This window comes from Catenibacterium sp. GCM10023432 (assembly GCF_042651925.1).
Lineage (GTDB): Bacteria > Bacillota_I > Bacilli_A > Erysipelotrichales > Coprobacillaceae > Catenibacterium > Catenibacterium mitsuoka.
In genome coordinates this window covers 1-24,317 of sequence record NZ_JBHSEB010000069.1, presented here as the reverse complement: position 1 = coordinate 24,317, position 24,317 = coordinate 1, and the positions used below count along the sequence as shown (strand labels likewise).

The 24,317-nt window shown below is 34.2% G+C and carries 25 protein-coding genes; 1 reads left to right on the top strand and 24 read right to left on the bottom strand.

Features of this window, described 5'->3' with window-relative positions:
* Positions 1-9 precede the first annotated feature (9 nt).
* The 24 genes from ACFOZZ_RS09015 to ACFOZZ_RS08900 all read right to left on the bottom strand — a co-directional run bounded on the left by ACFOZZ_RS09015 (position 10) and on the right by ACFOZZ_RS08900 (position 23,424).
* The gene (locus tag ACFOZZ_RS09015; RefSeq protein ID WP_006505158.1) at positions 10-216 is read right to left on the bottom strand and encodes a helix-turn-helix domain-containing protein; all 207 of its coding nucleotides are present in this window, start codon (positions 214-216) and stop codon (positions 10-12) included.
* The gene (gene whiA / locus ACFOZZ_RS09010; protein WP_055232785.1) at positions 216-1,160 is read right to left on the bottom strand and encodes a DNA-binding protein WhiA; all 945 of its coding nucleotides are present in this window, start codon (positions 1,158-1,160) and stop codon (positions 216-218) included. The genes ACFOZZ_RS09015 and whiA overlap by 1 nt, the downstream gene beginning before the upstream one ends.
* A gap of 15 nt (positions 1,161-1,175) precedes the next feature.
* Positions 1,176-2,024, bottom strand: coding sequence for an RNase adapter RapZ (rapZ, locus tag ACFOZZ_RS09005; RefSeq protein ID WP_320803243.1), 849 nt, complete (start codon positions 2,022-2,024; stop codon positions 1,176-1,178).
* A gap of 77 nt (positions 2,025-2,101) precedes the next feature.
* A complete protein-coding gene (gene trxB, locus ACFOZZ_RS09000) occupies positions 2,102-3,013 on the bottom strand; it encodes a thioredoxin-disulfide reductase (protein WP_320803242.1) in 912 nt (303 codons plus the stop codon).
* A gap of 3 nt (positions 3,014-3,016) precedes the next feature.
* Positions 3,017-3,664, bottom strand: a complete 648-nt coding sequence (ppaX, locus tag ACFOZZ_RS08995; RefSeq protein ID WP_055232779.1) for a pyrophosphatase PpaX — start codon at positions 3,662-3,664, stop codon at positions 3,017-3,019.
* A 24-nt stretch (positions 3,665-3,688) separates the two neighbouring features.
* Positions 3,689-4,747, bottom strand: a complete 1,059-nt coding sequence (gene hisC / locus ACFOZZ_RS08990) for a histidinol-phosphate transaminase (protein ID WP_055232777.1) — start codon at positions 4,745-4,747, stop codon at positions 3,689-3,691.
* Positions 4,747-5,523, bottom strand: coding sequence for a Cof-type HAD-IIB family hydrolase (locus tag ACFOZZ_RS08985; protein WP_278779484.1), 777 nt, complete (start codon positions 5,521-5,523; stop codon positions 4,747-4,749). Before ACFOZZ_RS08985 ends, hisC begins: the two co-directional genes overlap by 1 nt.
* Positions 5,524-5,624: 101 nt before the next feature.
* Complete coding sequence (locus tag ACFOZZ_RS08980; RefSeq protein WP_376815100.1) at positions 5,625-8,522, bottom strand: SpaA isopeptide-forming pilin-related protein; 2,898 nt, start codon at positions 8,520-8,522, stop codon at positions 5,625-5,627.
* A 131-nt stretch (positions 8,523-8,653) separates the two neighbouring features.
* A complete protein-coding gene (locus ACFOZZ_RS08975) occupies positions 8,654-9,457 on the bottom strand; it encodes a zinc ribbon domain-containing protein (RefSeq protein WP_278779488.1) in 804 nt (267 codons plus the stop codon).
* Positions 9,458-9,463: 6 nt separating this feature from the next.
* Entirely contained in the window at positions 9,464-9,967 is a 504-nt protein-coding gene (locus tag ACFOZZ_RS08970; RefSeq protein WP_055232769.1) for a thioredoxin family protein, read from the bottom strand.
* Between the two features lie 77 nt (positions 9,968-10,044).
* Positions 10,045-11,571 carry a 2,3-bisphosphoglycerate-independent phosphoglycerate mutase gene (gene gpmI, locus ACFOZZ_RS08965; protein ID WP_279067500.1) on the bottom strand — a complete coding sequence of 509 codons (1,527 nt, stop codon included), beginning with the start codon at positions 11,569-11,571 and terminating at the stop codon, positions 10,045-10,047.
* A gap of 77 nt (positions 11,572-11,648) precedes the next feature.
* A complete protein-coding gene (locus tag ACFOZZ_RS08960) occupies positions 11,649-12,041 on the bottom strand; it encodes a hypothetical protein (RefSeq protein WP_244985372.1) in 393 nt (130 codons plus the stop codon).
* Between the two features lie 48 nt (positions 12,042-12,089).
* Positions 12,090-12,998 (bottom strand): permease-like cell division protein FtsX, encoded by a 909-nt coding sequence (ftsX, locus tag ACFOZZ_RS08955; protein ID WP_278779492.1) that lies wholly within the window; start codon positions 12,996-12,998, stop codon positions 12,090-12,092.
* The gene (ftsE, locus tag ACFOZZ_RS08950; RefSeq protein WP_278860870.1) at positions 12,986-13,678 is read right to left on the bottom strand and encodes a cell division ATP-binding protein FtsE; all 693 of its coding nucleotides are present in this window, start codon (positions 13,676-13,678) and stop codon (positions 12,986-12,988) included. The genes ftsX and ftsE overlap by 13 nt, the downstream gene beginning before the upstream one ends.
* A 70-nt stretch (positions 13,679-13,748) precedes the next feature.
* On the bottom strand, positions 13,749-14,645 hold the full coding sequence (locus ACFOZZ_RS08945) for a YitT family protein (RefSeq protein ID WP_279078738.1): 897 nt from the start codon (positions 14,643-14,645) through the stop codon (positions 13,749-13,751).
* Positions 14,638-15,753 (bottom strand): peptide chain release factor 2, encoded by a 1,116-nt coding sequence (gene prfB, locus ACFOZZ_RS08940; RefSeq protein ID WP_055232763.1) that lies wholly within the window; start codon positions 15,751-15,753, stop codon positions 14,638-14,640. Before prfB ends, ACFOZZ_RS08945 begins: the two co-directional genes overlap by 8 nt.
* Positions 15,753-18,395 (bottom strand): preprotein translocase subunit SecA, encoded by a 2,643-nt coding sequence (gene secA, locus ACFOZZ_RS08935; RefSeq protein ID WP_278779494.1) that lies wholly within the window; start codon positions 18,393-18,395, stop codon positions 15,753-15,755. The genes prfB and secA overlap by 1 nt, the downstream gene beginning before the upstream one ends.
* 67 nt (positions 18,396-18,462) lie before the next feature.
* Positions 18,463-18,873 carry a ComF family protein gene (locus ACFOZZ_RS08930; protein WP_376815099.1) on the bottom strand — a complete coding sequence of 137 codons (411 nt, stop codon included), beginning with the start codon at positions 18,871-18,873 and terminating at the stop codon, positions 18,463-18,465.
* 221 nt (positions 18,874-19,094) lie between these two features.
* On the bottom strand, positions 19,095-20,231 hold the full coding sequence (locus tag ACFOZZ_RS08925; protein ID WP_376815098.1) for a DEAD/DEAH box helicase: 1,137 nt from the start codon (positions 20,229-20,231) through the stop codon (positions 19,095-19,097).
* 652 nt (positions 20,232-20,883) lie between these two features.
* Positions 20,884-21,156: a hypothetical protein gene (locus ACFOZZ_RS08920; protein WP_055234081.1), complete on the bottom strand. Its 273-nt coding sequence runs from the start codon at positions 21,154-21,156 to the stop codon at positions 20,884-20,886.
* Complete coding sequence (locus ACFOZZ_RS08915; RefSeq protein ID WP_215657375.1) at positions 21,143-21,538, bottom strand: hypothetical protein; 396 nt, start codon at positions 21,536-21,538, stop codon at positions 21,143-21,145. The genes ACFOZZ_RS08920 and ACFOZZ_RS08915 overlap by 14 nt, the downstream gene beginning before the upstream one ends.
* Before the next feature lies 1 nt (position 21,539).
* Complete coding sequence (locus ACFOZZ_RS08910) at positions 21,540-22,169, bottom strand: DUF4417 domain-containing protein (RefSeq protein WP_215657374.1); 630 nt, start codon at positions 22,167-22,169, stop codon at positions 21,540-21,542.
* A gap of 228 nt (positions 22,170-22,397) precedes the next feature.
* Positions 22,398-23,075 (bottom strand): ImmA/IrrE family metallo-endopeptidase, encoded by a 678-nt coding sequence (locus tag ACFOZZ_RS08905; RefSeq protein ID WP_286696530.1) that lies wholly within the window; start codon positions 23,073-23,075, stop codon positions 22,398-22,400.
* Positions 23,065-23,424, bottom strand: a complete 360-nt coding sequence (locus ACFOZZ_RS08900; protein WP_055234077.1) for a helix-turn-helix domain-containing protein — start codon at positions 23,422-23,424, stop codon at positions 23,065-23,067. The genes ACFOZZ_RS08905 and ACFOZZ_RS08900 overlap by 11 nt, the downstream gene beginning before the upstream one ends.
* A 238-nt stretch (positions 23,425-23,662) precedes the next feature.
* Between ACFOZZ_RS08900 and ACFOZZ_RS08895 the strand changes: the two genes are divergently transcribed.
* The coding region (locus ACFOZZ_RS08895) for a transposase (protein WP_417281978.1) at positions 23,663-24,317 on the top strand (655 nt) is incomplete at its 3' end.

Sequence of the window (24,317 nt, the reverse complement as noted above, 5' to 3'; positions counted from 1 at the left end):
TTCACATGATTAGTAATCAAAAAGTTCTTTAAGAGTAATACCTAAACCCTTCGCAAACTGATCTATTGCTTTAAGACTGACATTTCTAGTGCCTCTTTCTACATCAGATATATAATTCTTGGAAAGATGACATCTAAAGCCTAGTTCTTCCTGAGAAATCCCCTGCTGAACTCTTAATTCTTTGATACGCATTCCAAATCTTTCTGTTACGGTCATTATTCTTCCTCCATCTGACGAAGACGTGCTGCTTCATCTTTGATTTTCTTAAAACGATGGTGAAGACCTGATTTAGAAATAGTCTGTCCTGTTTTATCAAAATAAACATCTGCAAGTTCATTAAGTGTAAGTTCTGGATTTTCTAAACGGATCTGAGCGACTTCGGCCGTTTTAGAATCTAGAATTTCTATTCCTGCTTTATCAATCACATAAGCAATATCTTCAATCTGTTTGGCACTGGCTGTCATTGCCTTCATTTCGTTCGCAATATCGCAATTATTCCATCTGTTTACAGTATTGGCCATAGAACGATCAATACGTGTTGTTTCAAACTCCATAACAGAAGTAGAAGCACCAATCGCACGTAAGAAGTCACCTATTCTTTCTGCAGATTTCATATAAATAACAAAACGATTACGTCTCTTGATAACATGCGCATTTAACCCATAATGATTCATCATATCTTCAATATACATAGCAAGAGGTTCATCCTGTACACTCATTTCTAGATGATAGTTAGATGTATCAGGGTTATTCACTGAACCGCTTGCGAGAAAGATTCCTGCAAGATAAGCTCTTCTTGTACGATCATCATAAAGGATTTCATCAGAAGGCAGCATAGTGAAACCTAAACCTTCTAATAAATGAAGATCTTCAAGTATTTCTCTTGCTTTTGAGACCTTAAGAAGATAGATATTATTCTTCTTAAGTTTCATCATCTTTTTAACTTTAAATTCTATTGAAGGTGCATAAAGTTCTTTAAGAAGTTTATGCATCTTTGACGCTATTTTTGCGTTTTCTGTACGGATCAAGAGAGAGAGTCCCTGTCCTAACATAAGGGTTCCATTGGTTTTTAATAAAGCACAAAGAATCGCTTTAGAGCAGTCATGATCAAAATCATTAAAAACGATCTCTTCCTTTACTTTTCTTGAAAACGACAACATTTCTTTTCACATCCTCTAATGGTCAGCATCACGATGCCACTTATATACTTTGTAATATTTCTTGTAATGGTTCGCAAGGAAATTTGTAAGAGTAACAGAACGGTGCTGACCACCTGTACAGCCAATACCAACTATCAATTGCATCTTTCCTTCTTTTTCATATTCTTTCAATAAATAATCATAATAAGCCAGAGTCTTTTCTACAAATTCCTGAGTTTCTGGCTTTTCCATGACATAGTCATAGACTTCCTTATCATTTCCTGTCTTATTTCTAAGTTCAGGCACATAAAAAGGATTAGGTAGGAATCTTACATCAAGAAGTAGATCTGCATCCTTTGGAATACCAAACTTATATCCAAATGAGACAAAAGAGACACGGAATGTTTCTCCTGTTTCATGATAAAAAGATGCTTCTAGTCTATCCTGCAAAGCCGTACGCTTTAATAAAGTCGTATCAATGACTAAATCAGCCTGTGTTTTAATCTGTTCAAATTCATGACGTTCTAGTTCAATAGAATCATAAAGTGTGTTAGCTTTATTCATAATCATCATTGGATGAGAACGTCTTGTCTGCTTATAACGCTTCAAGATTTCTGAATTATCACAATCTAAAAATACAATAGTCAGCTTGATCCAATCCATATTAGATAGTTCACGAATTGCCTGCAAAGCATCCCCTAATGAAATACCCATTGCAATCTTACTACCTAATGTTTCATTGAATAAATAATCTCCAAACTCTTCTAATAAAGCAACTGGATAATTATCGATGCAGTAATATCCCATATTTTCAAAAACAGCCATAGCGGTAGATTTACCTGCACCAGACATACCAGAAACTAATACAACTTCTACATTTGACATAGACCTTCCTCCTTGATAACAAGGTTATTATAACATACATCAATGTGTGTATAAAGCATTCAAAAAGAGAACTATTATTAGTTCTCTTCTACAAGTTTGGCAGCATATTGTCCAGCAATCGCACCATCATTTGCAGCTGTGACAACTTGTCTTAATGTCTTAGTTCTTACATCACCAATCGCAAATAAACCTTGAATAGATGTTTCCATATGTTCATCAACATCAATATAACCCTGTTCATTTGTAATACCTAAATCCTTCACAAAATCAGTAACAGGATCTAAGCCAATAAATGGGAAAATGCCCTGTACATAAAGTGGTTCTACTTCTTTTGTTACACTATCTTCTAGTTCTAAGCCCTTTAATGTATCCTCTTCAACAATCAATGCATGAGGCTTCTTTTTAAAGTGGAATTCAATCCTTTCATTATTGAGTGCTTTTTTCACCAAATAATCATCTGCACGGAATACATCACGTCTCATGATAATATGAACTTTTTCTGTAATACCTGCCAAATAAAGTGATTCTTCAATAGCGCTATTACCACCACCAATAACAGCAACCTCTTTACCTCTAAAGAAAGGCCCATCACAAACAGCACAATAAGAAATACCTCTACCTGTCATTTCATCTTCTAAGTCGAGCCCCATCTTACGTTCTTTAGTCCCTGTCGCAATAATGACAGCACGTGCTTCTAGTTCTTCTTTAGATGTAATAACCTTCTTATAGTCACCTTCATCTACAATAGATTTCACTTCTGTCATCTTTAATTCAGCACCGAAGTTAAGAGCCTGTTCATACATATCATAGGCTAATTGTGGGCCCATCATCTCTTTTATGCCAGGATAGTTTTCTATATGCGCTGTTAAGTTTAATTTACCACCAGGTGCCCCTGATTCAATAACCATCACATCTGCTCCGGCACGACTTGCATATAAAGCGGCAGTTAAACCAGCTGGTCCACCACCAATAATAATGATATCTTTCATAATCTACATCCTTTCTAGATATTGGTATAAATCATCATAAGACTCCATCATATAATCTGGATGTTCTTCTAGGAGGAACTGAGTTCCTTTAAGTGACCAGGTCACACCTATTGTCCCAATACCTGCATTTTTACCTGCTTGAATATCTGTCACATTATCACCAATCATATAGCCTTTTGTCGCATTAAGATGAGACAAGGCAACGCGTAATGCTTCTGGATGAGGTTTACCATGAGTGACTTCATCACTTCCTATCACTACATCAAAATATTGATCTAAATCTGCACACTTTAATCCATAGACAGCTGCATCCTTGTATTTTGTAGTGACAATAGCCATCTTTATACCCTCTTCATGAAGCTTTTTTAATACTTCTGTTTCATGAGGATAAAGAGTAACATAATCATTATGCTTCTCACGATTATAAGCACGATAGACCTCTACTGCTTCATCTACCTGGTGACCGGAAAGATAACGCGCAAATGATTCTCTTAAAGGAGGCCCTAAAAAAGAAAGTAATTCTTCTTCTGATAAAGTATATTCAGGAAGAAACTGCTTAAATGTATGTCTGAATGATTCAAAAATCAATTCATCGGTATTGAGTACTGTACCATCAAGATCAAATAGAAGTACGTTATCTGTATTTATCATATCATTAATTGTTTCCTTATGCTTTTATGATGCTTGAATAATTTCTTTAACAGCATCTAAGAATGCATCCATCTCTTCATCATTTCCGATAGTCACACGTAAATACTGATTAATACGTGGTGCATTGAAATATCTTACAATAATATGTTTCTTTCTTAACTCTTTAAAGATATATTCTGCATCAAAATCATCATGATGAATAAAGATGAAGTTAGAATAGCTGTCTGTCATTGTGAATCCCATTTCTTTAAGGGACTTCTTTGTACGTTCACGTGTTGCCACAATCTTTTTCGCATGTTCTTTGATGACATCACTGTCTTGTATAGATGCTTCACCGATAACCTGTGCAAGTGCATCAATTGGATAAGAGTTGAATGAATTCTTCACATCATATAAATGTGAAATCAATTCTTCATTACCTAACGCAACACCCAGTCTGCTTCCTGCAAGTGAACGGAATTTAGAGAATGTATGAATCACAAGTAAGTTATCATACTTCTTTAATAGTGGAAGTACTGTTTTTCCACCAAAATCAATATAAGCTTCATCAATCACAACAACACTATCAGGATTATGACTGATGATCTCATCAATGTCTTCTACAGACATAAGTTCACCTGTAGGTGCATTGGGATTAGGGAAGATGATGCCACCATTTTTTGTGAAATAATCTTCTTTCTTAATCTTAAATGCATCATCTAACGGCATTGTTTTATAGTCAATATTAAATAATTCACAGTAAACAGGATAGAAAGAATAAGTAATATCTGGGAATAGAAGTGGATCTTTTCCATTGAAACATGTTAAGAATGTTAAGGCAAGAACCTCATCACTTCCGTTTCCAATAAATACCTGTTTATCATCTAAACCATGATATTCCGCAATTAAATGTTTAAGCTTTGATGCATCGGCATCAGGATAAAGTCTTAGTTTAAATGGATCAAAAGTTTGAATAGCTTCTTTAACCTTTTCTCCTGGTTCATATGGATTTTCATTTGTATTTAGTTTGATAAGATTAGACATCTTAGGCTGCTCCCCAGCAACATAAGGTTCTACATCTCTCAAGTTATTTCTCCAGCTCATTATATTTTACCCCCTAGTATATCATCGATCATTTCATAGACATAACTATAGACATGATCAGCCTTTTTTTGAATATCATCATGTGCATAATCAAATGTGCAGCCATGATCTCCTGCTTCAATCATCGATAAATCATTCCATGAATCACCTATCGTATAAGTTGTCGCATTTGTGTTTTCTTTTAGATAGTTCACACCTGTTCCTTTTGAACAGTTGTTAGGAACAACATCTAGAAAATGAAGATTAGGATGACACTCTACATAGCTGCCATACTTTTCTTCAATTCTCTTCTTAATCATATCAATTTGGTCTGTCTGCATATTTTCCTGATTCAAACTGATAATCTGGAATGAAGGACTTTTCTTCATTAGAGTCATATAGTCATCAGGAATAGGTATATCTCCCTGGTCACTATGTGCAAAGGATTGATGATTAAAACAGCCATAACTCTTCTTTCCATCACACATATGGACAAACATGTTCGCATCTACGCCCCATTGTAGAATATCGAGTCCAACTGATGCTTCTATATGTTTTTCATAAAGAGTATCCTTATTGCCGTCTAGTATAGCCCCACCATTGTTTAATACTAGATAGTCAAAAGGATAACAATCTTTTTCAAGAATCATTCCCATTTCTAGAATATGACGTCCTGTACAATAGACAACCTTGCCACCTGTATCACGAAAACGCATCAGAGCTTCTTTATTTAATGGTGATATTTGTTTGTTATCACGATAAAGCGTACCATCTATATCACAAAATACCATTTTCATAGCAATGTCCCTCCTTATTTCCCCATTATATAGGAAGGGCTCAATAAAAAAAAGTCATATTAATAGAAAAAGACTGGAGAAAACTCTCCAGCCTAAATGAACTATTCAATTTTCTTCTTTCTAAGAAGTAATACAATAGAAATCAAAGATAAAATACATAGAATTACAATTATCATCATCTGCGTTGAATCGCCTGTATGAATGATTTCTATCGGTGTATTCATATAATCAAATGTATAAGTATCTCCTTCTACATTTTCATCTAAAACAACCTTCTTGACTTCCTGAGATAGATAGTAGCCAAGAGGAGCTTTTGTTTCCTTGATATAATAAGTTCCAAATCTTAAAGACTTGAATGTAGCGATACCATCATGAGAAGAAATAGAGGTGAGACTCTTTGTACATTCAGGATCAGTATATAATGTGAATTCAAAGTTTTTGTCTTTAATAAGCTGTTTTGTCTTCGCATCTAATTTATTCACCTGGATGTTAATTAGTCTTGGCTGTTCTTTAATTTCTAGAGTTACATCTTCACTTGATGCAATAAATGTCTGATTCGAGATTGTTAAAAAGCCTTTAGGTGTTTTAGTTTCTTTAAGACTATATTCTTTTCTTACTTCTAGATGATTTACTGCATGAAGTGAGCCATCTGTGATCCATTGATCCACTAGATTTCCTTGCTTATCAAAAATAGAGAACTCTGCACCCGATACATCTTCACCTGTCTCTTCATCAACTTTAGAAACTTTCATCTGAGCATCCTTCATTGTCACATTTATGTTTTCCTTATGAGTGAGAGTAAATGTGATTGATTCCGCTTTGATATATCCATCAGGTGCAGTTGTTTCAATTAAAGTATAAGTCTTGCCTTCTTCTAAACCATTGACAAAATGAGAATCTTTTGTGGAAGTCCAAGAATCGACCACTTGATTGAATTCATTTCTTACTTCAAGCTTTGCACCTTCTAATTCTTTTTTACCTGAAACATCTGTCTTTGATACTTTTACTTGTGTATCTTTCATAACAATTGTTTCATCCTTCTTCTCTTTAGAAACAGTAAACTTTATAGATTGCGCTTTAACATAGCCATCAGGTGCACTTGTTTCAGTAAGAATATAATCATGTCCTTCGATTAATCCTTTAATAGAGTGAGGCTGTCCATCAGAAACCCAAGAATCCATGATTTCTCCATTTAAATCAGTTACCTGAAGCTGAGCCCCTTTGATTTCTTTTGAACCTGTGACATCTGTCTTAGTCACATATACTTTCTTATCAATAAAAGCAACAGGTGTTGCCACAATCAGCATACGTGCACTACTATAACCAGTAATCTTGACATGCTGTGTTTCATCAGATAATACAAAGTTCTCTTTGTTTCCATCTTCTGTGCTTGGTGCCTTTAACTCTTTTACATAATATGAACCATAAGGAAGTATATCAGATGACGCAATACCATTCTCATCTGTCTTGATAGACATAACAAGCTGCCCCTTCTTATAAAGTGTAGCACCTATATACATATCAGCATTCGCATAGATTCCAAACTCTCCACCTTTTAATGGCTTTGAATCTGTATCTGTCTTTACTATTTCAATACTTCCTATCTTTGCCATATCCTTAGAATTGACATGCCCTAGAATAATAGAAGATGTCTGGTCCTTGTATGTTAAATCCACTGTATAAGTATTCCAATCTAAATTATAACCAACAGGTGCTTTTGTTTCTTTAACTGTATAAGTACCTAGTGGAAGATTATCCAAACGACCATCACCTTCTTGATTAGTAATGATTTTTCCGACTTCTTTCTTATTTAAATCATAAACAGTATATTCTGCTCCTTCTAATGACGCTTCTCCTTGTACGATACCTGTTGTATCTGACTTCTTAATTGTAATTTGTCCTGTAGGGGATTCATCAGTAATTGTAATCACTGATGTTTCACCTGCTTTGATTGTTGTACTGTATGTTGAAGTATTGAGTAAATAACCATGAGGTGCACCTTTTTCAGTCACTGTATAATCACCAATAAGCAAATTATTGAGCACTATTTCACCCTTTGTGACTGTTACGTCTTTCTCATAATCATGACCTGACACATGAAAGATAGCACCATCTAAAAGTTTTCCACCCATGTCTGTCTTTCTAAGTTTTAAACTGCCAATTACTGCATGAAATGTTGCATTTAAATAAGTAGACTGAACTGGAGCAATGGCATACCATGTACCAATACGTTGATTTTCACTCTTTCCATTAGAAACAATTAATGGTGCAAAAGTGAATCCACCTGATTTCTTGCCAGACTGGATTGTACCTGTATATGAAGCATCCGCTTCTAAATGAATTGTATCACCACCATAGATATCAACTGTTTCGCCTGATTGATTTCTTGATTCATTGATGACTAAAACGCTCTTTGTCCCAGTATTAAGTGTGAAATGATATCCACTTGGACCATTTAGTTTTACTGATTCAGATTTTTGAACCTTTGCGTTCTTATCATAATAAGTATATAAATCATTCTTACTGAACATCAGGTTATTCTGATTTAATGGATCAGCCTGCGCAGTGGCATAATTATAAAACTCAGTCACCTTTCCTTTATTAAGTGATGTTCCTGAATAAGCATGAGACAATGCTTTTGACATAATAACATTCTTCTGTGCATCTGTAAGACCATTCATGCCTTCCCACATCTGATAACCAAACCATCCATAATACATAATTTTACGAATATTTGCATATTTTGGTTCTGCACTTGTATAAAAGTCACCAGACATCGTTTGAGATGGTGGTGTAGTCTTATTGTGTTCTAGGCACCAGGCTCTTCTTCCATCAATCGCAAAGCTCCCCACTGTACTGCCATAGGCTGTTGTCTTTCCATAATACTGCATTTGATATGATGCTGCATTGACGATATTCATACTTTGTGTAGTGATTCCAACTATCATCAATAGAGATAATATTGCTGCACTTATTCTTTTTAAAATCTTCATCTTCATTTCCTTTCCACAAATAAAAAAAGACATATATTGCTATGTCATGAGAGAATCTATATAAAACAGTCTATTTGACTGGAATTGGCATGAAAAAAGGAAGCATGCGTTTTGCATACTTCCCTGAGGAATACTCGTTAGCGAGCAAGAGAATGATTTCCTTCTGTCTGTGCTTTAAATTGTGATTGGTATTTATTTCCCGGGTAAACGACTAGAGATACTTGACTATCATTGATATAAGCACCTAACCCATAGTGACCTAGGAATTTTTTATTTGTTTCAAATTCTTCTTTTTTACCATTGAAAGCTTTCATCAGCTTATTGTATGTAGGCTGATCAATGACTGTAATAATCAATTCTTTATTTTCAACTTGCAACAGATCGTTGAAGTTTTCACAATTATCTTTTGTGATTGTTGTCTTGATTGTGTCAGTCTTAGAACGATTGTATGTACGTTTCAATACAATCTTTGTATTGTCATCTATACGAGCCTTGCAAGTAATAGTCGTATAGAGATCATTATTCGAATAAACAGTATAATCATAAGTTGCAGTAAAAGTTTGACCATATTGTTTTTCTAATGATTTCTTATAAGACTCAGCCGGCTTGATGAATGTTTCAGCATTTGAAAACTTCTTTTTAAACGCTTTAGAAGAATCAAAGTGATAGACTTCTTCTCCTTCTGTTTTCTTTAATTCACCTAATTCATAGAGATTTGACTGCTGGAAATTAGATGTAATTGACTTTCCTGTAAAGAACTGACTATAGAATATAATAGCCATAGGAAGTGCAACTGTAAGTAACATGATAACAAGATAACCTTTCATCATACGACCTAGAATAGAAGTACTTCTGGGTGGATTTCTTCTTAAATCATAACCACAATGAGGACAGAAATGATCTGTGGGTCTGATATCTTTATGACAGTGTGGACATTTCATAGTTTACTACTCCTTAAAATAATTATTCATAAATACTTTGAATTCTTTAATGAATTCTTTTTTCTTTTTAATCTGTTTACTACGATCCTTGATAGAATAATAGTCTTCATCAAGATACTGATATTTTTTCTGTACCTGTCCTTGTGAAATAACTTCTAGTGTTGGTGTCCAATTAAAATCAAATGTCTTATAAAGATTCTTATAGAACTCTTTCTCTTCTTTTGTGGCATCTTCTTTTAATGACGCATCACGATATGCTTTGATATTTAAATAATAAACACCTTCATTAGGATGATTATTAAGATAGTCTTCAAGGATGGGTTCAAAAGCCTGACAGTCTCCACAATCAGGACGACCAAGATAAAGTATGAAAGAAACATCTTCTTCCATCACTTTCTTTAATTCTGCATATTGTATCTCTTTAATACCTTTTACACTCTTTTTTTTAACTGAAGATGTACTACAGCCTAAAAGCATAAAAGAAAGGCATAAAATGAGTAATTTCTTCATTTTGATTTCTCCTTTTCGACTATATTAACACAAATACAAAAAAAGCGAAACTAAGATGTCTCGCTTTAATAGTTCAATTATTTAATAAGGCTTGTACCATCCATTTCTTCTGGGATAGCAAGTCCTAGAAGCTGTAACATAGTTGGAGCTAAGTCTCCAAGTTTTCCGCCTTCTTTTAATTCAAGGTGAGAATTTGTTACGATTAAAGGTACATCATTTGTAGTATGTGCTGTGAATGGGTTACCTTCTTCATCAAGAAGTCTTTCTGCGTTACCATGGTCAGCAGTGATTAACATAGTACCACCAAGTTCAGCAACCTTTTCATATACTTCACCAACACAGTCATCAACAACTTCAACTGCCTTGATAGCTGCAGGAATGACACCTGTATGACCAACCATGTCGCAGTTTGCGAAGTTAACAATAACAACATCGAATTCACCAGAATCTAATTCTTCGATTAACTTATCTTTTACAAGGTAAGCACTCATTTCTGGCTGTAAATCATAAGTAGCAACCTTAGGTGAGTTGATCAAGTCACGCTTAGCACCTTCGATTTCCTTATCTTCTCCGCCATCAAAGAAGAATGTTACATGGGCATACTTTTCAGTTTCAGCAATTCTCAACTGCTTTAATCCCTGAGCTGATATATAATCACCAAATGTATTAGTTAATTCTGGTAAAACGAATGCTATATGACCATTTACTGAATCAGCATATTTCATCATACATACAAAGTAAATACCATTTCTCTTTGTAGCAGGTGTATATCCTTTATCAGCATAGAAATCAGGGTTTGTCATAACAGTAGCAAGCTGGATTGCTCTGTCTGGACGGAAGTTAGCGAAGATGATTGAATCGTTATCTTCAACAGCGCCATCTACAGCTGAGTTGTATCCTGGTACAACGAATTCATCAAATACTTCTTCAGCATAAGAATCTTTTACAAACTGTACTGGATCAGTGAAGCTGTTTCCCTTATGATCAACAATTGCTTCATAAGCTAAGTTAACACGGTCAAATCTCTTATCACGGTCCATTGCATAGTAACGACCTGAGATAGATGCGATTTCACCCACACCGATCTTCTTTATTTCTTCAGCAAGTTCTCCAATGAAATCTACAGCTGAATCAGGTGCTACGTCACGTCCATCTAGGAATGCATGTACATAAACCTTAGTTAAACCAGCATCTTTAGCAAGCTTTAATAATGCATAGATATGTTCATTTGAAGAGTGAACTCCTCCGCTAGATAATAATCCCCAGATATGTAACTTAGAATCATTCTTCTTAGCATTTTCTACTGCTTCTACAAATTTTTCATTTGTGAAGAAAGTACCTTCATCAATTGCCTTATTGATTAAAGTAAGTGACTGATAAACAGTACGTCCTGCACCAATATTCATATGACCAACTTCTGAGTTACCCATCTGTCCTTCAGGTAAACCAACAGCGTTACCACAAGCTTTAATAGTTGTAGTAGGATACATTGCCATTAAATCATCAAGATTAGGTGTATTAGCAAGTTTTACTGCGTTACCATCAACTCTATCAGTTAATCCGTAACCATCCATAATACATAAAACAATAGGTCTTTTTTTCATAACTTTTCATCCTCCGTATACTCCAAAGATAATAGCATTATCCACTTTGAAATTCAATAAGCATGATTTAAAAAATATCAATTACCATAACTTTCTAAGAGGTCTTCACCAAAAGAAATCAGATGTTCTATATCAATATCTTCTTCTCCTCTTTGTGAATAAACGATAATCACATGATCATGATACTCAAAGCGGTTACAATGAATTAATGCATTAATATCCTTACTCATAGCAGGAAGATAATTAATAAACTGATTTTCTTTCATCTTTCTTAATAGAATACAATAATCTGCCAAGGCAAGTTCTAGATGCAATATTGTACGCATACGATCCTTATTTAAAACAGCTTCTTCGAGTATGCCTTCTTGTAAATCAATCTTTTTCATATGATTCAATACAACCTTTACATTTGATATAGAACCATCTAGCGCTTCCATATAACATTTCTCTTTGAGATCTCTTTCCTTCATGATTATCACCTCACTCTTATTCTACAAAAAAACTGCACATATGTGCAGTTATAATTTCAAGAATTTACGTACTGAGAAGAATGAACCAATTAATCCTACAACAGCACCAAGTAGTGCTAAGAATGCACCTAATTCCCATACAAGTGGATAAGGTGGTACAAATGTGATCAAGTTAGAAGACATCAATGATGTCATTGTCACATAGGCAAACTTATAACCATAAGCAAGGATAATTAAAGGCACAATAGAACCAATAAGTCCAATAAAGATACCTTCTAACATAAATGGAATACGGATATACCAGTTAGAAGCACCAACCATTCTCATGATTGAAATTTCAGTTGAACGAGATGTAATAGTGATTTTAATTGTATTTGCAATCATAAAGAGTGCTACTACGATTAAGGCAACCACAAAGATAGCCCCACCATTACGTACTGATTCAAGGATATCTACTAATTTATTTGTAGAAGAACCACCATAAGTGACTTCTTTTACATAAGGGATATCCCCAATCTTTTTCGCAACCTTATCAAGATTCTTCGCATTCTTGACTTCTACAATATATGCATCACCAAGAGGATTATCACTACGATAGTTTTCAAATAACTGTTTTGAACTTTTATCCTGAGTTGCAATTAATTTGTCTAATTCTTTATCTTTACTAGAATAATTAACCTTCTTGATACCAGTTAATTTATTGATTTCATCACCAACAGCTTTACTTTGTTCATCAGTAGCACCACGGTCTACCTTCACATAAATATTCAAGCTATTTTCAATATTAACAGTCATATGATTCACATTGATAGCAATGACTGATACAACACCAATCAAAATCAACGTAATCGTAACTGCAAAAATAGATGAAATAGACATCACACCGTTTCTCCAGATATTCTGGAAAGCAGTTTTACAATGCTTAGGCATTGCTTTCAATTCTTCTACGAATTCCATGACTGATAACCTCCTAAACTTGTATCTGTTGTGACACAACCATCTTCAATAAGAATAGTTCTCTTCTTATTTCTCTGAACAATTTCACGGTCATGTGTAACAACAAGTACAGTTGTTTGACGGACATCATTGATTCTTTCCAACAATTCAATGATTTCCTGAGATGTATCAGGATCTAGGTTACCTGTTGGTTCATCCGCAATTAAAACCTTAGGCTGATTGACAATAGCACGCGCAATCGCTACACGCTGCTGCTGCCCACCTGATAATTCATGCGGGAACGAATTCGCTTTGTTTTCTAGACCTACAAGTTCTAGTACATTACGAACCTTTTTTCTAATTTCAGCTTTTGGTGTATTAGTTACTTCTAGCGCAAAGGCGACATTTTCAAATACTGTCTTTTTTGGCAGAAGACGATAGTTTTGGAATACAACTCCAATTTTACGTCTGAAAAATGGGACTTTAGAGTTCTTAATACGAGACACATCGGTACCATCCACAAAAACTTTACCTCTTGTAGCTTTTTCTTCACGATAGAGGAGCTTGATAAATGTTGATTTACCAGCACCAGTAGGTCCGATGACATAAACGAATTCGCCGGCATCGATTGTAAGTGAGATATCATTTACTGCACGTACGCCAGTTTTATATACTTTTGTTACGTTTTCAAGTTTAATCATTTCTTGCATATCATCACACTCCTTTGTTTCCCCATTATAACACATACTCATTATAATACATGCTTTATTTTTAATTTTCTTTAGAAGACCATCTCTCTAAGTTAACATTCGGTAATGTGAATCCTCTACCATTGACACTATGTACTTCGCTTGTGATTTCAAAAGCTTCTGGATCCATATTTTGAACAATATCATGGAAAGCCGCATATTCACGACGATTCAAGACAACCATGACTGCTTTAGAATCATTTTTCATAAATCCTGTTGTGATATTCAATAAAGTACATCCTCGATCTACGTCTTTCATTAAAGATTCTGCAATTTCTTCATATTTTTCTGAAACAACGATGACCTGGATGTTATTTTGTCCAAGTAACATCATCTTGTCAATAATATATGTAGAAATAACAACAGTAATAATACCATAGAGGATTTCTTCAATATCAGAGAATGGAATCTGAATAATTAAGATAATAATATCAAAGATATTAATTAATAATCCTAATGCAAGCCCTGTATATTTATTGATAAGTAATGGTGGAATATCCATACCACCTGTACTATATCCAAGTCTTAATACGAGTCCTAATCCAACACCAATAAGGAATCCTGCATAAACAGCTGCAAGTAAAGTATCCTTAGTCAAATGTGTTAAATAGTAACTCTTTTCAAATATAGCAAGGAAGAATGGGAATGCGAATGTAGAAACAAGTGTTCCCACCGCAAACTTCTTTCCTAATAAGAAATATCCAGCAATAAATGCAATAACGTTGATTCCAAGTACAAGTGTTGATAAATGAACATAGAACACATAATGCTGGAATGAAAGGGCAAGACCTGATGCTCCACCAAGGATAATCTTAGCAGGTACCGCAAAACCGGCAGTACCAAGAGCCATAATGGCATTCCCTAACATCACTAAAATAAAATCAATCACTAATTTCTTTGCAGAATGCATTTTACTCATTTCTTTTCTCCTTTACTTGAGATCTTAAATAAGCATAAATAAGATCATCAAGCTCACCATCTAATATTTTCTTTGGATCATTTGATTCATAACCTGAACGGTTATCTTTGACCATAGAATAAGGATGAAGAACATAAGAACGGATCTGTGATCCCCATTCAATATTCTTCTTTTCACCTTGAATTTCAGATAGTTTTTCAGCATGCTCTTCCTGCATTAATAAATACAATTTACTCTTCAACATCAACATAGCCTGTTCTCTGTTCTGTAACTGAGAACGTTGTGACTGACAAGAAACAACTGTATTAGTAGGAATATGAGTAATACGGACTGCTGAATCAGTTTTATTAATATGCTGTCCTCCAGCACCGGATGCACGATATGTATCAATACGTAGATCCTTTGGATCAATCGTAATCTCAATATCATCATCTAATTCAGGTGAAACTTCTACAGACGCAAATGATGTATGTCTTCTCTTTGATGAATCAAACGGTGAAATACGTACAAGTCGATGAACACCCTTCTCTGCTCTTAAATGACCATACGCATTATAACCAGTAAAACGGATAGAACATGATTTTAATCCTGCTTCATCACCTGCAAGATAATCATCAACGTCAACCTTCCATCCTTTCTTTTCGCCATAACGTATATACATACGCATAAGCATCTCAGCCCAGTCCTGAGATTCAGTTCCTCCAGCACCTGGATGAATTTCTACAATCGCATTCGAATGATCATATTCCTGATCAAACAATAATGTCTTTTCAAACTCATCCAAATTCTTATGGAACATCATATAATCTTCTTCTAAAGAAGCCATAAAGTCAGGATCTTCAGTATCCTTAACATATTCATAAACTTCCATGAGTTCTTCATAGCTTGCTTCTAAAGAAGCGTCTGTATCAGCCACTTTCTTCATTTCATTCAGATGCGCATATACTTTAGTCGCATGTTCCTGATCATCCCAGAAATGTTCGTCCATTGTCTGTACAGTTAATCCTTCTATTTCTCTTTTTAATACTTCAATATTCGCAGAAACATATAATTGGTCTAATAATAAACGGGCGTCTTCCAGCCCGTTTTTGATTTCATATAATTCCATTATTTAAATTCAAGTTCAACCTTAATTTCTGGAATGTTCATTTCTGCTTCTGTACCAGGACGGATACCCATATGGACAATGTTACGAGCAATTTCCTGAGAAATAGATTTTGTCATCTCTTCGAACATATAGAAACCTTCTTCTGTATATTCCTGAAGAGGATCACGCTGTGCATAAGCTCTTAAATAGATACCATTTCTAAGTTTCTGCATTGCATCAATATGGTTGATCCATGTATGGTCAATGATACCTAAAAGAACACGACGTTCATAATCAAGTTTTACTGAATCTTCAAGATCCTTATTGAATCTGTTTTCATAGCTCATAAAGACTACTTCACTCACAGCATCAATCACCTTCTGAGGATCATTCACTGCTACGTCAGGATTCTTAGCAACTAATTCACTTAATAACATGTAGTTCTTACCAACATAGCTTAAGAATTTTTCTACATCTACAACTGGCTTCTTACCTTCATTATTAGTGAACTTAGGAATATCTAGTTCGATTGCTGTTAAGAATTCACCCTTGATGATTTCCGATAAGTCTTTAGAACGCATGATATCATCTCTTTCTTTATACATAATTTCACGCTGCTGACGCATAATATCATCATATTCTAGCAACTGTTTACGCATATCGAAGTTCTGACCTTCAACACGCTTCTGAGCAGTTTCAATAGACTTAGTAATCATCTTAGATTCAATGGCTTCATCCTCCATGAATGAATCAGTGAGAGCTTTAATCTTTTCACTTGCAAATCTCTGCATCAATTCATCTTCAAATGATACAAAGAACTGTGAACATCCTGGGTCACCCTGACGACCAGAACGTCCTCTTAACTGGTTATCGATACGTCTAGATTCATGACGCTCAGAACCAATAACCATTAAACCACCAATTTCAGCAACACCTTCACCTAGCTTAATATCAGTACCACGACCAGCCATGTTAGTAGCGATTGTAACAGCACCCTTCACACCAGCCTTAGCGATAATAGCTGCTTCTTTTGCATGGTTCTTAGCGTTTAATGTATTATGCTTAATACCTTTTTCGCTTAACATCTTAGATAGGATTTCAGATGTTTCTACAGCTACAGTACCAAGAAGGATTGGCTGACCATAAGCATGGCGCATTTCTACTTCTCTAATAATAGCTGCATATTTAGCTTTCTTGCTTGAGAATACTAAATCTGGTTTATCATCACGAATAACAGGCTTGTTTGTAGGAATAACAACTACACGCATGTTATAGATCTGACGGAATTCTTCTTCTTCAGTCTTTGCAGTACCTGTCATACCAGCTAACTTATCAAATAATCTGAAGAAGTTCTGATAAGTAATTGTTGCAAGTGTAACAGTTTCTTCTTTAATTGGTACACCTTCTTTTGCTTCAATAGCCTGATGTAAACCATCAGAATAAGCACGACCTGGCATAACACGTCCAGTAAACTGGTCAATAATCATAATAGAAGCATTTCTAATATCATGGCTGCCATCTTCTGTTGCAATCATATATTCAATGTCCTTAGTCATTGTATAGTTTGCTTTAAGTGCCTGGTTGATATAGTGTACTAATGCAGTATTTTCTGGATCATATAGGTTTTCTACATTAAATGCCTTTTCTGCTTTCGCAATACCATCAGGCGTTAATGTACATGTCTTACTTTCAACATCTACCTGATAATCCTTTTCATTCTTTAAGCTCTTCGCAAAGTGGTCAGCAGATATATACATAGAAGCAGTCTTCTTCTTACCACCGCTGATAATTAATGGAGTACGTGATTCATCGATTAAGATAGAGTCTACTTCATCGACTAATGCATAATGTAATGGACGAAGTACTTTATCTTCATAGTTAGTCACCATGTTATCACGTAAGTAATCGAACCCTAATTCAGCATTTGTAGTATATGTAATATCACATGCATGCTGTTTTCTCTTATCATCTGCATCTAGTTCTCTTTCATTTAAACCAACAGTCAATCCTAAGAACTTGAAAACCTGACCATTTAATTCACAGTCACGACGTGCTAAATATTCGTTAACTGTAACAACATGAACACCCTTACCATCTAAGGCATTCAAATATACTGGGAAGAGAGATGTTAAAGTTTTACCTTCACCTGTTTTCATTTCGGCAATATCGCCATTATGAAGTGTAATAGCACCCATTAACTGTACTTTGAAGGCTTTGAGTCCTAGTACTCTGTAAGCTGCTTCACGTACAACTGCAAATGCTTCTGGTAAAATATCATCTAATGTTTCACCCTTTGCAAGACGATCCTTAAAGAACTGAGTCTGAGCACATAATTCTTCATCGCTCATTGCCTGTGCCTGAGGTTCTATCGCAATAATTTCATCTGCCTGTTTTTCTAATTTACGTAGAATAGAACTATCCTGTGAGAAAATACTCTTAATACGGCCAGTAATTCCTTTTTTCTCTTTCTGTGGTGTTGTAGAGAATGGTAATGGTTTTGCATCTGTCTTGATATCATCAAATGATTCTACAATGATATCATCTCCACGACGATCGCCTAAATCGACGATTTCAGCGTCTGTAGCGAGTTCCTGATGCTCCATTCCTTCCTTTTTTAACTTTTTCTTAACTTGTTTTCTAATTTCTTGTTTTTTACTAGGCATGATGTGTCTCCTTTCAATACAAAATCGTATACATTATATCATACATATAGCAAAAAACAAAAGCATTTTATATACTCCTTGCTTGTTTAATTATTCCCAAGTTTACAAGGTATTTCTCTTTTATTGCGAGGATCAATATTTCGATTTTCTGGGGCTTTTCTTTTTCAATTAATTTAAGACAAGTCTTAATGGTTTCTCCAGAAGTCATCACGTCATCTAATAGAAGTATTTTCCTATTTTTAAGAAATAATCCACCCCTTAATCCAATCACATCACGTATCCCTGCTCTTTGCGTATAAGACTGGTCACTTTGTTTATAATTCACTTTCTTATAGAGTCCATTGAAAACATGAGAGTGAATTGTCATTGCAATGGCCTGGTTGGGAGCAAAACCACGCACATCATTCGCTTTTGAAGCACTTGGTGCAACAACAATCAAATAATCCTTATAGCGTCTTTGTAGTTCTTTTTTGTACATATCTAAGAAAGCATCCTTTAAAGCATAATCATATTGTCCCTTATAACGAAAAAGCAGGGTACGGAAGAAATCATTGTAAGCATATAATATGCGTAGCGGATAACCTTGAAAGTTTGTCTTAATATCAATTCTCTTAAATAAAGATAAACAGGAGGAACAGATACAGTGATGGGAAAATAATTGATGAAAAGAAGATGTTTTAGATGTTGAGGATAAACAGATCAAACAGACATCCTGTTGAGAGATTGAATGGTTTTGATACATCCTTTCATTGCCTTTGAATAATGGTTATCTATTAATAATATTCTTCCATCCTCATATCCTATTTTTCTTCCTACTCTTCCCGCAATCTGTATCAATGTTCTTTCATCAAATATACGATCTCCTGCTTCTAATACAATCACCTGTACATCCTCTATTGTGATTCCTCTTTCTAATATCGTTGTGGTGATTAAGACATCTAATAATCCTTCTTTAAAATCCTTTGTATATTTATTTAAATAAGGAGACTCTGAACTCACACCCTGTACTTTATATGTATCCCTTAACAAGTCTGCATAGTATTGTGCATCACTTTTCCTAGGTACATAAACAAGTACTCTAAGGTGCGTTTCTAACAGTTTCTTAACCCAATATTTCAAGGATATGAGCCACAAAAATTGAGGAATGATATAAATATGAGGAACAGGCAGATCATGACCATGGTAGCGTCGATTCATGATCATGACACATTCATCATGAATATCTTCCTCAAGTAATGTAGCGGATAATTTAATATACCTTTTAGAGGCATGATAAAAGATAGAGTTCAATACATCATCTCCATAAAAAGGAAATGCATCGGCTTCATCCATAATAATTAAATCAAAAGGAGAAGATACAAATCGATAGAGCTGATGGGTAGTACAAATGATTAAGGGGGCATCATTATTCTCTTGATAGCCCCCATATAGAAGACCAATGGTTAAGTGAGGGAAATCCTTCTGAATTCTTTCATGTAATTCTATACATAATTGTCTTCTAGGGATTGTGAAACATACGCGTCCCCCTTTTTCAATCACATGCTTGATTATCGCATAAGAGATTTCTGTTTTACCAGAGCCACATACAGCAAGGACAATAGAATTCGTGGCATTCTCATAATTCGTGATCAGTTGTTCAGAGATGAACTGCTGGCGGGACGACAAGGTAAAAGAAAGATGGTAGGACGCATCAGTCATTATTAAAGGAGACGTATGTATTGGATAAGATTCATCTAAATAAGTACGTCCAAACGCTATACACTTTCTACAATAAGGTCTCTTATTGATATAGCTGATATAGTGTTCATCCTCATTACCACATACAGGACATTTCACAATCACCACCTCCTTTGGCCCTCTACTTACCTATACACTTAGAAGATGGTTTTTTTCTCAAAAAAAGTTAAATTTTTTTCAAAAAAACTATGAGCATCACTCATAGTCACATATATTGACTTTAAATTTGTTGTAAACTATAATAAAAACGAAAGAAGGAACAGCCAGTAAGCGGCTGTCCTTGGATTTATTTTTGGTAAGTAACTACCCCAAACTTTTCCTAGGAGCGAGGTAGTTACTTTTTTTCGTTCTTATCAATAATGATAAGAAGTAATCTAACAACAAGTGTCAATAAAGATATGATCGGTGTTAAACATGTTAACATAATCATAATTATTTCATACGTTGTCATTAGGCATCACCTCCGTTTTCAACTTAAGAGAAGAATCACGAAGGGTTGCGTACCTTCGTCATAACGACCAAGGATAACCACCTACCGTATACGGCTGTTCCACGCATGAATTATATCATAGAAATCTATAGGTCGGGATAAGTTATCAATTATTACATTTTCATAATAAGTCGAAATTTATTGGTAGAAATGCAGCATAAAACAACCCCTAAGCCATTGTACTTGCTTAGAGGTTGTTTCAATTTTTTTATTGTCTATAAAACGCAGAAGAAGCATTAATATGTTGTTTTCAGCATAGAATTAACAATCAACCCACGTAATATCATTTTCTATTTCCCAAAAAGTCTTTCCATCAAAAATTCTATCTGATAAAAAATCTTCCACAGGATAATTATTGTTGTCACCTTTCCACTTATAGTCCCGACCGTTTTCTTTCATTTCGTAGAGCACTAACTCTAATATATCATTTTCTATCCACCCTTCTAGAAAATATTTTGTATCATTATATAGGAACCACAATTCATCACCATAATGTATATGATCTACAAATTCCTGAACATTACCATTTTTCATATTGAGGCACTCCCTTAAAAAACTTTTTGTACTTTTCATACTCTTCTTTTGTTATAAGATGGACAGGTCGAATTTTAAAATTATCTCTTTCTAAATAATCATGTACATGCAATATATTATGTTTTCTGTCCCCGTTATTTATTGCAGGTTCTGGATGATAAGCTATCTCTTTGATTAAATAATGATTTTCGTCATATATTCTCATTTCATGAAATGTACCATCTGGTTTTAACTTTATATATGCAGTACTTGAATGAGATTCTTCTGGCAATCCATGCTTACCATTCTTTCCACTCAATACTTTAACACCTTCTATTTTATCAATAGTTTCATAAGTATAATCCACATTATTGCCTATTGCAAAAGTTCCTCTGCCACCCATACTATCTCACAACCTTTCTTGACTTTAAATAGTCTACAGTTATAATATTCCCTTTCATTTCATCAAATGGTTTTCCAAAACAAATAACCTTTTCAGGCTCAATCCTTTTCAACATTTCGTTGTAACCATTCATAAAATTGAATCTATTATTTTTACAACCAATCATACCTACTGCAACAATAGAATGTTTTTCTATGCCATCAAAGCAATAATCGTAACTACTAGGTGTACTCCATGTAACTGTCGGGATAACTTTCAACCCTTGACTTTGCCAATATGCTCCTACCCAACGGCTATGAGCAATACTTTCTATTTGCCTCCAAGTATTCATTTCGGCATATGTTGAAAAATCTGGTGTCAAGAGAAAAGCGTATTGGCTATACTTTTTTAAAGACCTTTCAGGATTTCTATAGATATTTTCAAAGCGATAATCATCAACAAAGAAATGAACGCCAGATTGCTTATTAAAATCCGAAGCATTTGATTGCGTATCAGAACAAGCAATAAGTGAAATATCTTGTAATGATATGTCTTGTTTTTTCACAAGGGGAATCCCAAACTTCCCCTCAACTTTAAATTGATTCCTCATAAACAAAGGATTAAGTCTTTTATTTTTACTATTCACATTCATATAAGCATCCTCCTAAGTTCATAATTTGAACTTTTGATATAGTAAAATTTCATTGATGTGCCATATGTGAATGTGATATACTCAATTTGGTCGAAGAATTGTGTATTAACACATTCACAGAAAACGTATTAAACAGTTTTTATACATGTTTAATACGTTTTATTTTTACATTCATATCTAACCACCTCCTATATCACATCGTTTATATCATGTGATTTTTATAATATTCTAATACCAATGATCTCGTTCATTTTGCATTTTTTCTTCATCATATGTATCATATGCTAAAAATGAATTGGATATTGGTGCTATTTTATTGATAAAATCTTGGAATTTCGAAACTATATAATTATCCATCTCTTTTTCTTCATCCGTACGATGTGTATAATCTACCTTTCTCAATGTTTCTATTCTTTTTTTTGCAGCTGATTTAGAAACTCCAAACCATCTTTGTAAATATTCTTGTGTTATTTGCATTCCTCTTCTACGTAATTCATTAATTACTTGCTCTGGCATAAGCAATTGAGCAGCAAAAAAATTAGCTTCAACTTCATATAAACTATAATCACTCTTATTATTTAAATCATGATTCATCATATAGTGCCCAAATTCATGCCCTAAACTAAATTTTTTTCTTTCATTCATAATATATGGTGCATCATTAAAGAAAATGATGAAGCGTCCACGAAAGTTCTGAATTATAGCATCTTCTGAACCAAATGCACTTATATCTACTCCATATGTTTCAGCTTTTTCATAGTTTCTACAAACAATTCCTGTTTTTTCTTTAATTACTTTAGTAATTGAAAACGGAAAACTTTGAATATTATTTGATGACAACAATATCAAATTAACTTCATCAACTATTTTTTTAAATCTAGGTTTTGTTTCTTTATTATAAATCATCATTTTCACCTTCATCATCATCAAAAATATCATCAAATACAACTTTTAATACATTCTCAGCCTTTTTCAATTGTTCATCGTCTAATCTATCCAAATTTCTTTGAATATATGATAACTTTTCATTTGAAGCATCCACATCCATAAGATTGTTTCCAAGTAATTTATCAATTGAAATTCTATACTTTTTTGATATTTTCATCAAAATATCATCACGTGGTACAATTCCCTTATTTTCCCACATGCTCACTGCTCCTTTAGTTACACCTAATTGGTCTGCAAGTTCCTGCATTGTCAAATTATTATTACTCCTTAATATTCTTATCGTATTACTAAACTCCTTATTCGCCATTTTGAATACCTCCACCTTTTCGTACAATATTATTATACTTGTATAATATTGTCGTATTATATTGATATAAATTAATATCTGTTCTGCTATTTAATTTATAACGCTAAGTTTATGAAAAATGTTGCTACTAGATCATTAAATTTAACTTAACGCCTGTTTTTCTACTTTATAGCCACCTAACTCAAATCATCATTTCTTGAATAGTTGTAAAATGATCTTAAAAGGTCAGGTGAGTGCTATGATAACTGAAAACCAGGTAAAAAACTATTTAAGATCTAAGGATAAGGATTATGTAAATAAACTTATTGAATCATTATATGAACAGGATGATGAAGACATTGATCCATCTCATAAGGCATGCCCTATATGTGGTTCAGTTCATTTCAAGAAGAATGGAAAAGATAAGAACAGACATCAGAGATATATCTGTCTTGACTGTCACAAGTCTTTTAGTGATAGAACCAACACCTTATTCTACTGGTCTCATTTTACTTTGGACCAGTGGCTTCACTTCATTGAACTGGAATTATATAAAATGCCTCTAGAGGGTGAGGCTCAAGTCTTGGAGACAAGCAAGACGACCTGCTTCTATATGCGTCATAAACTTTATCATGCAGCATCTGAAATCATGGGTCATCAGAAATTATCTGGTGAAGTTGAAATAGATACACAGTATAAAAGTATAAACCTAAAGGGAACACGTCCTCAAAATATGCCTAGATACTCAAAAAAAAGAGGTAAACAGGCTGCATATAGAGGAATATCTCATCACAAGGTTGCCATTGTCTGTGCTACAGATGAAAATGATCATATGATGATGCAAGTATCAGGTCTTGGAAGTGAGTCATTCGATAAATATAAAGCGAATAAAGACTACTTTAAGGATGTGGAAG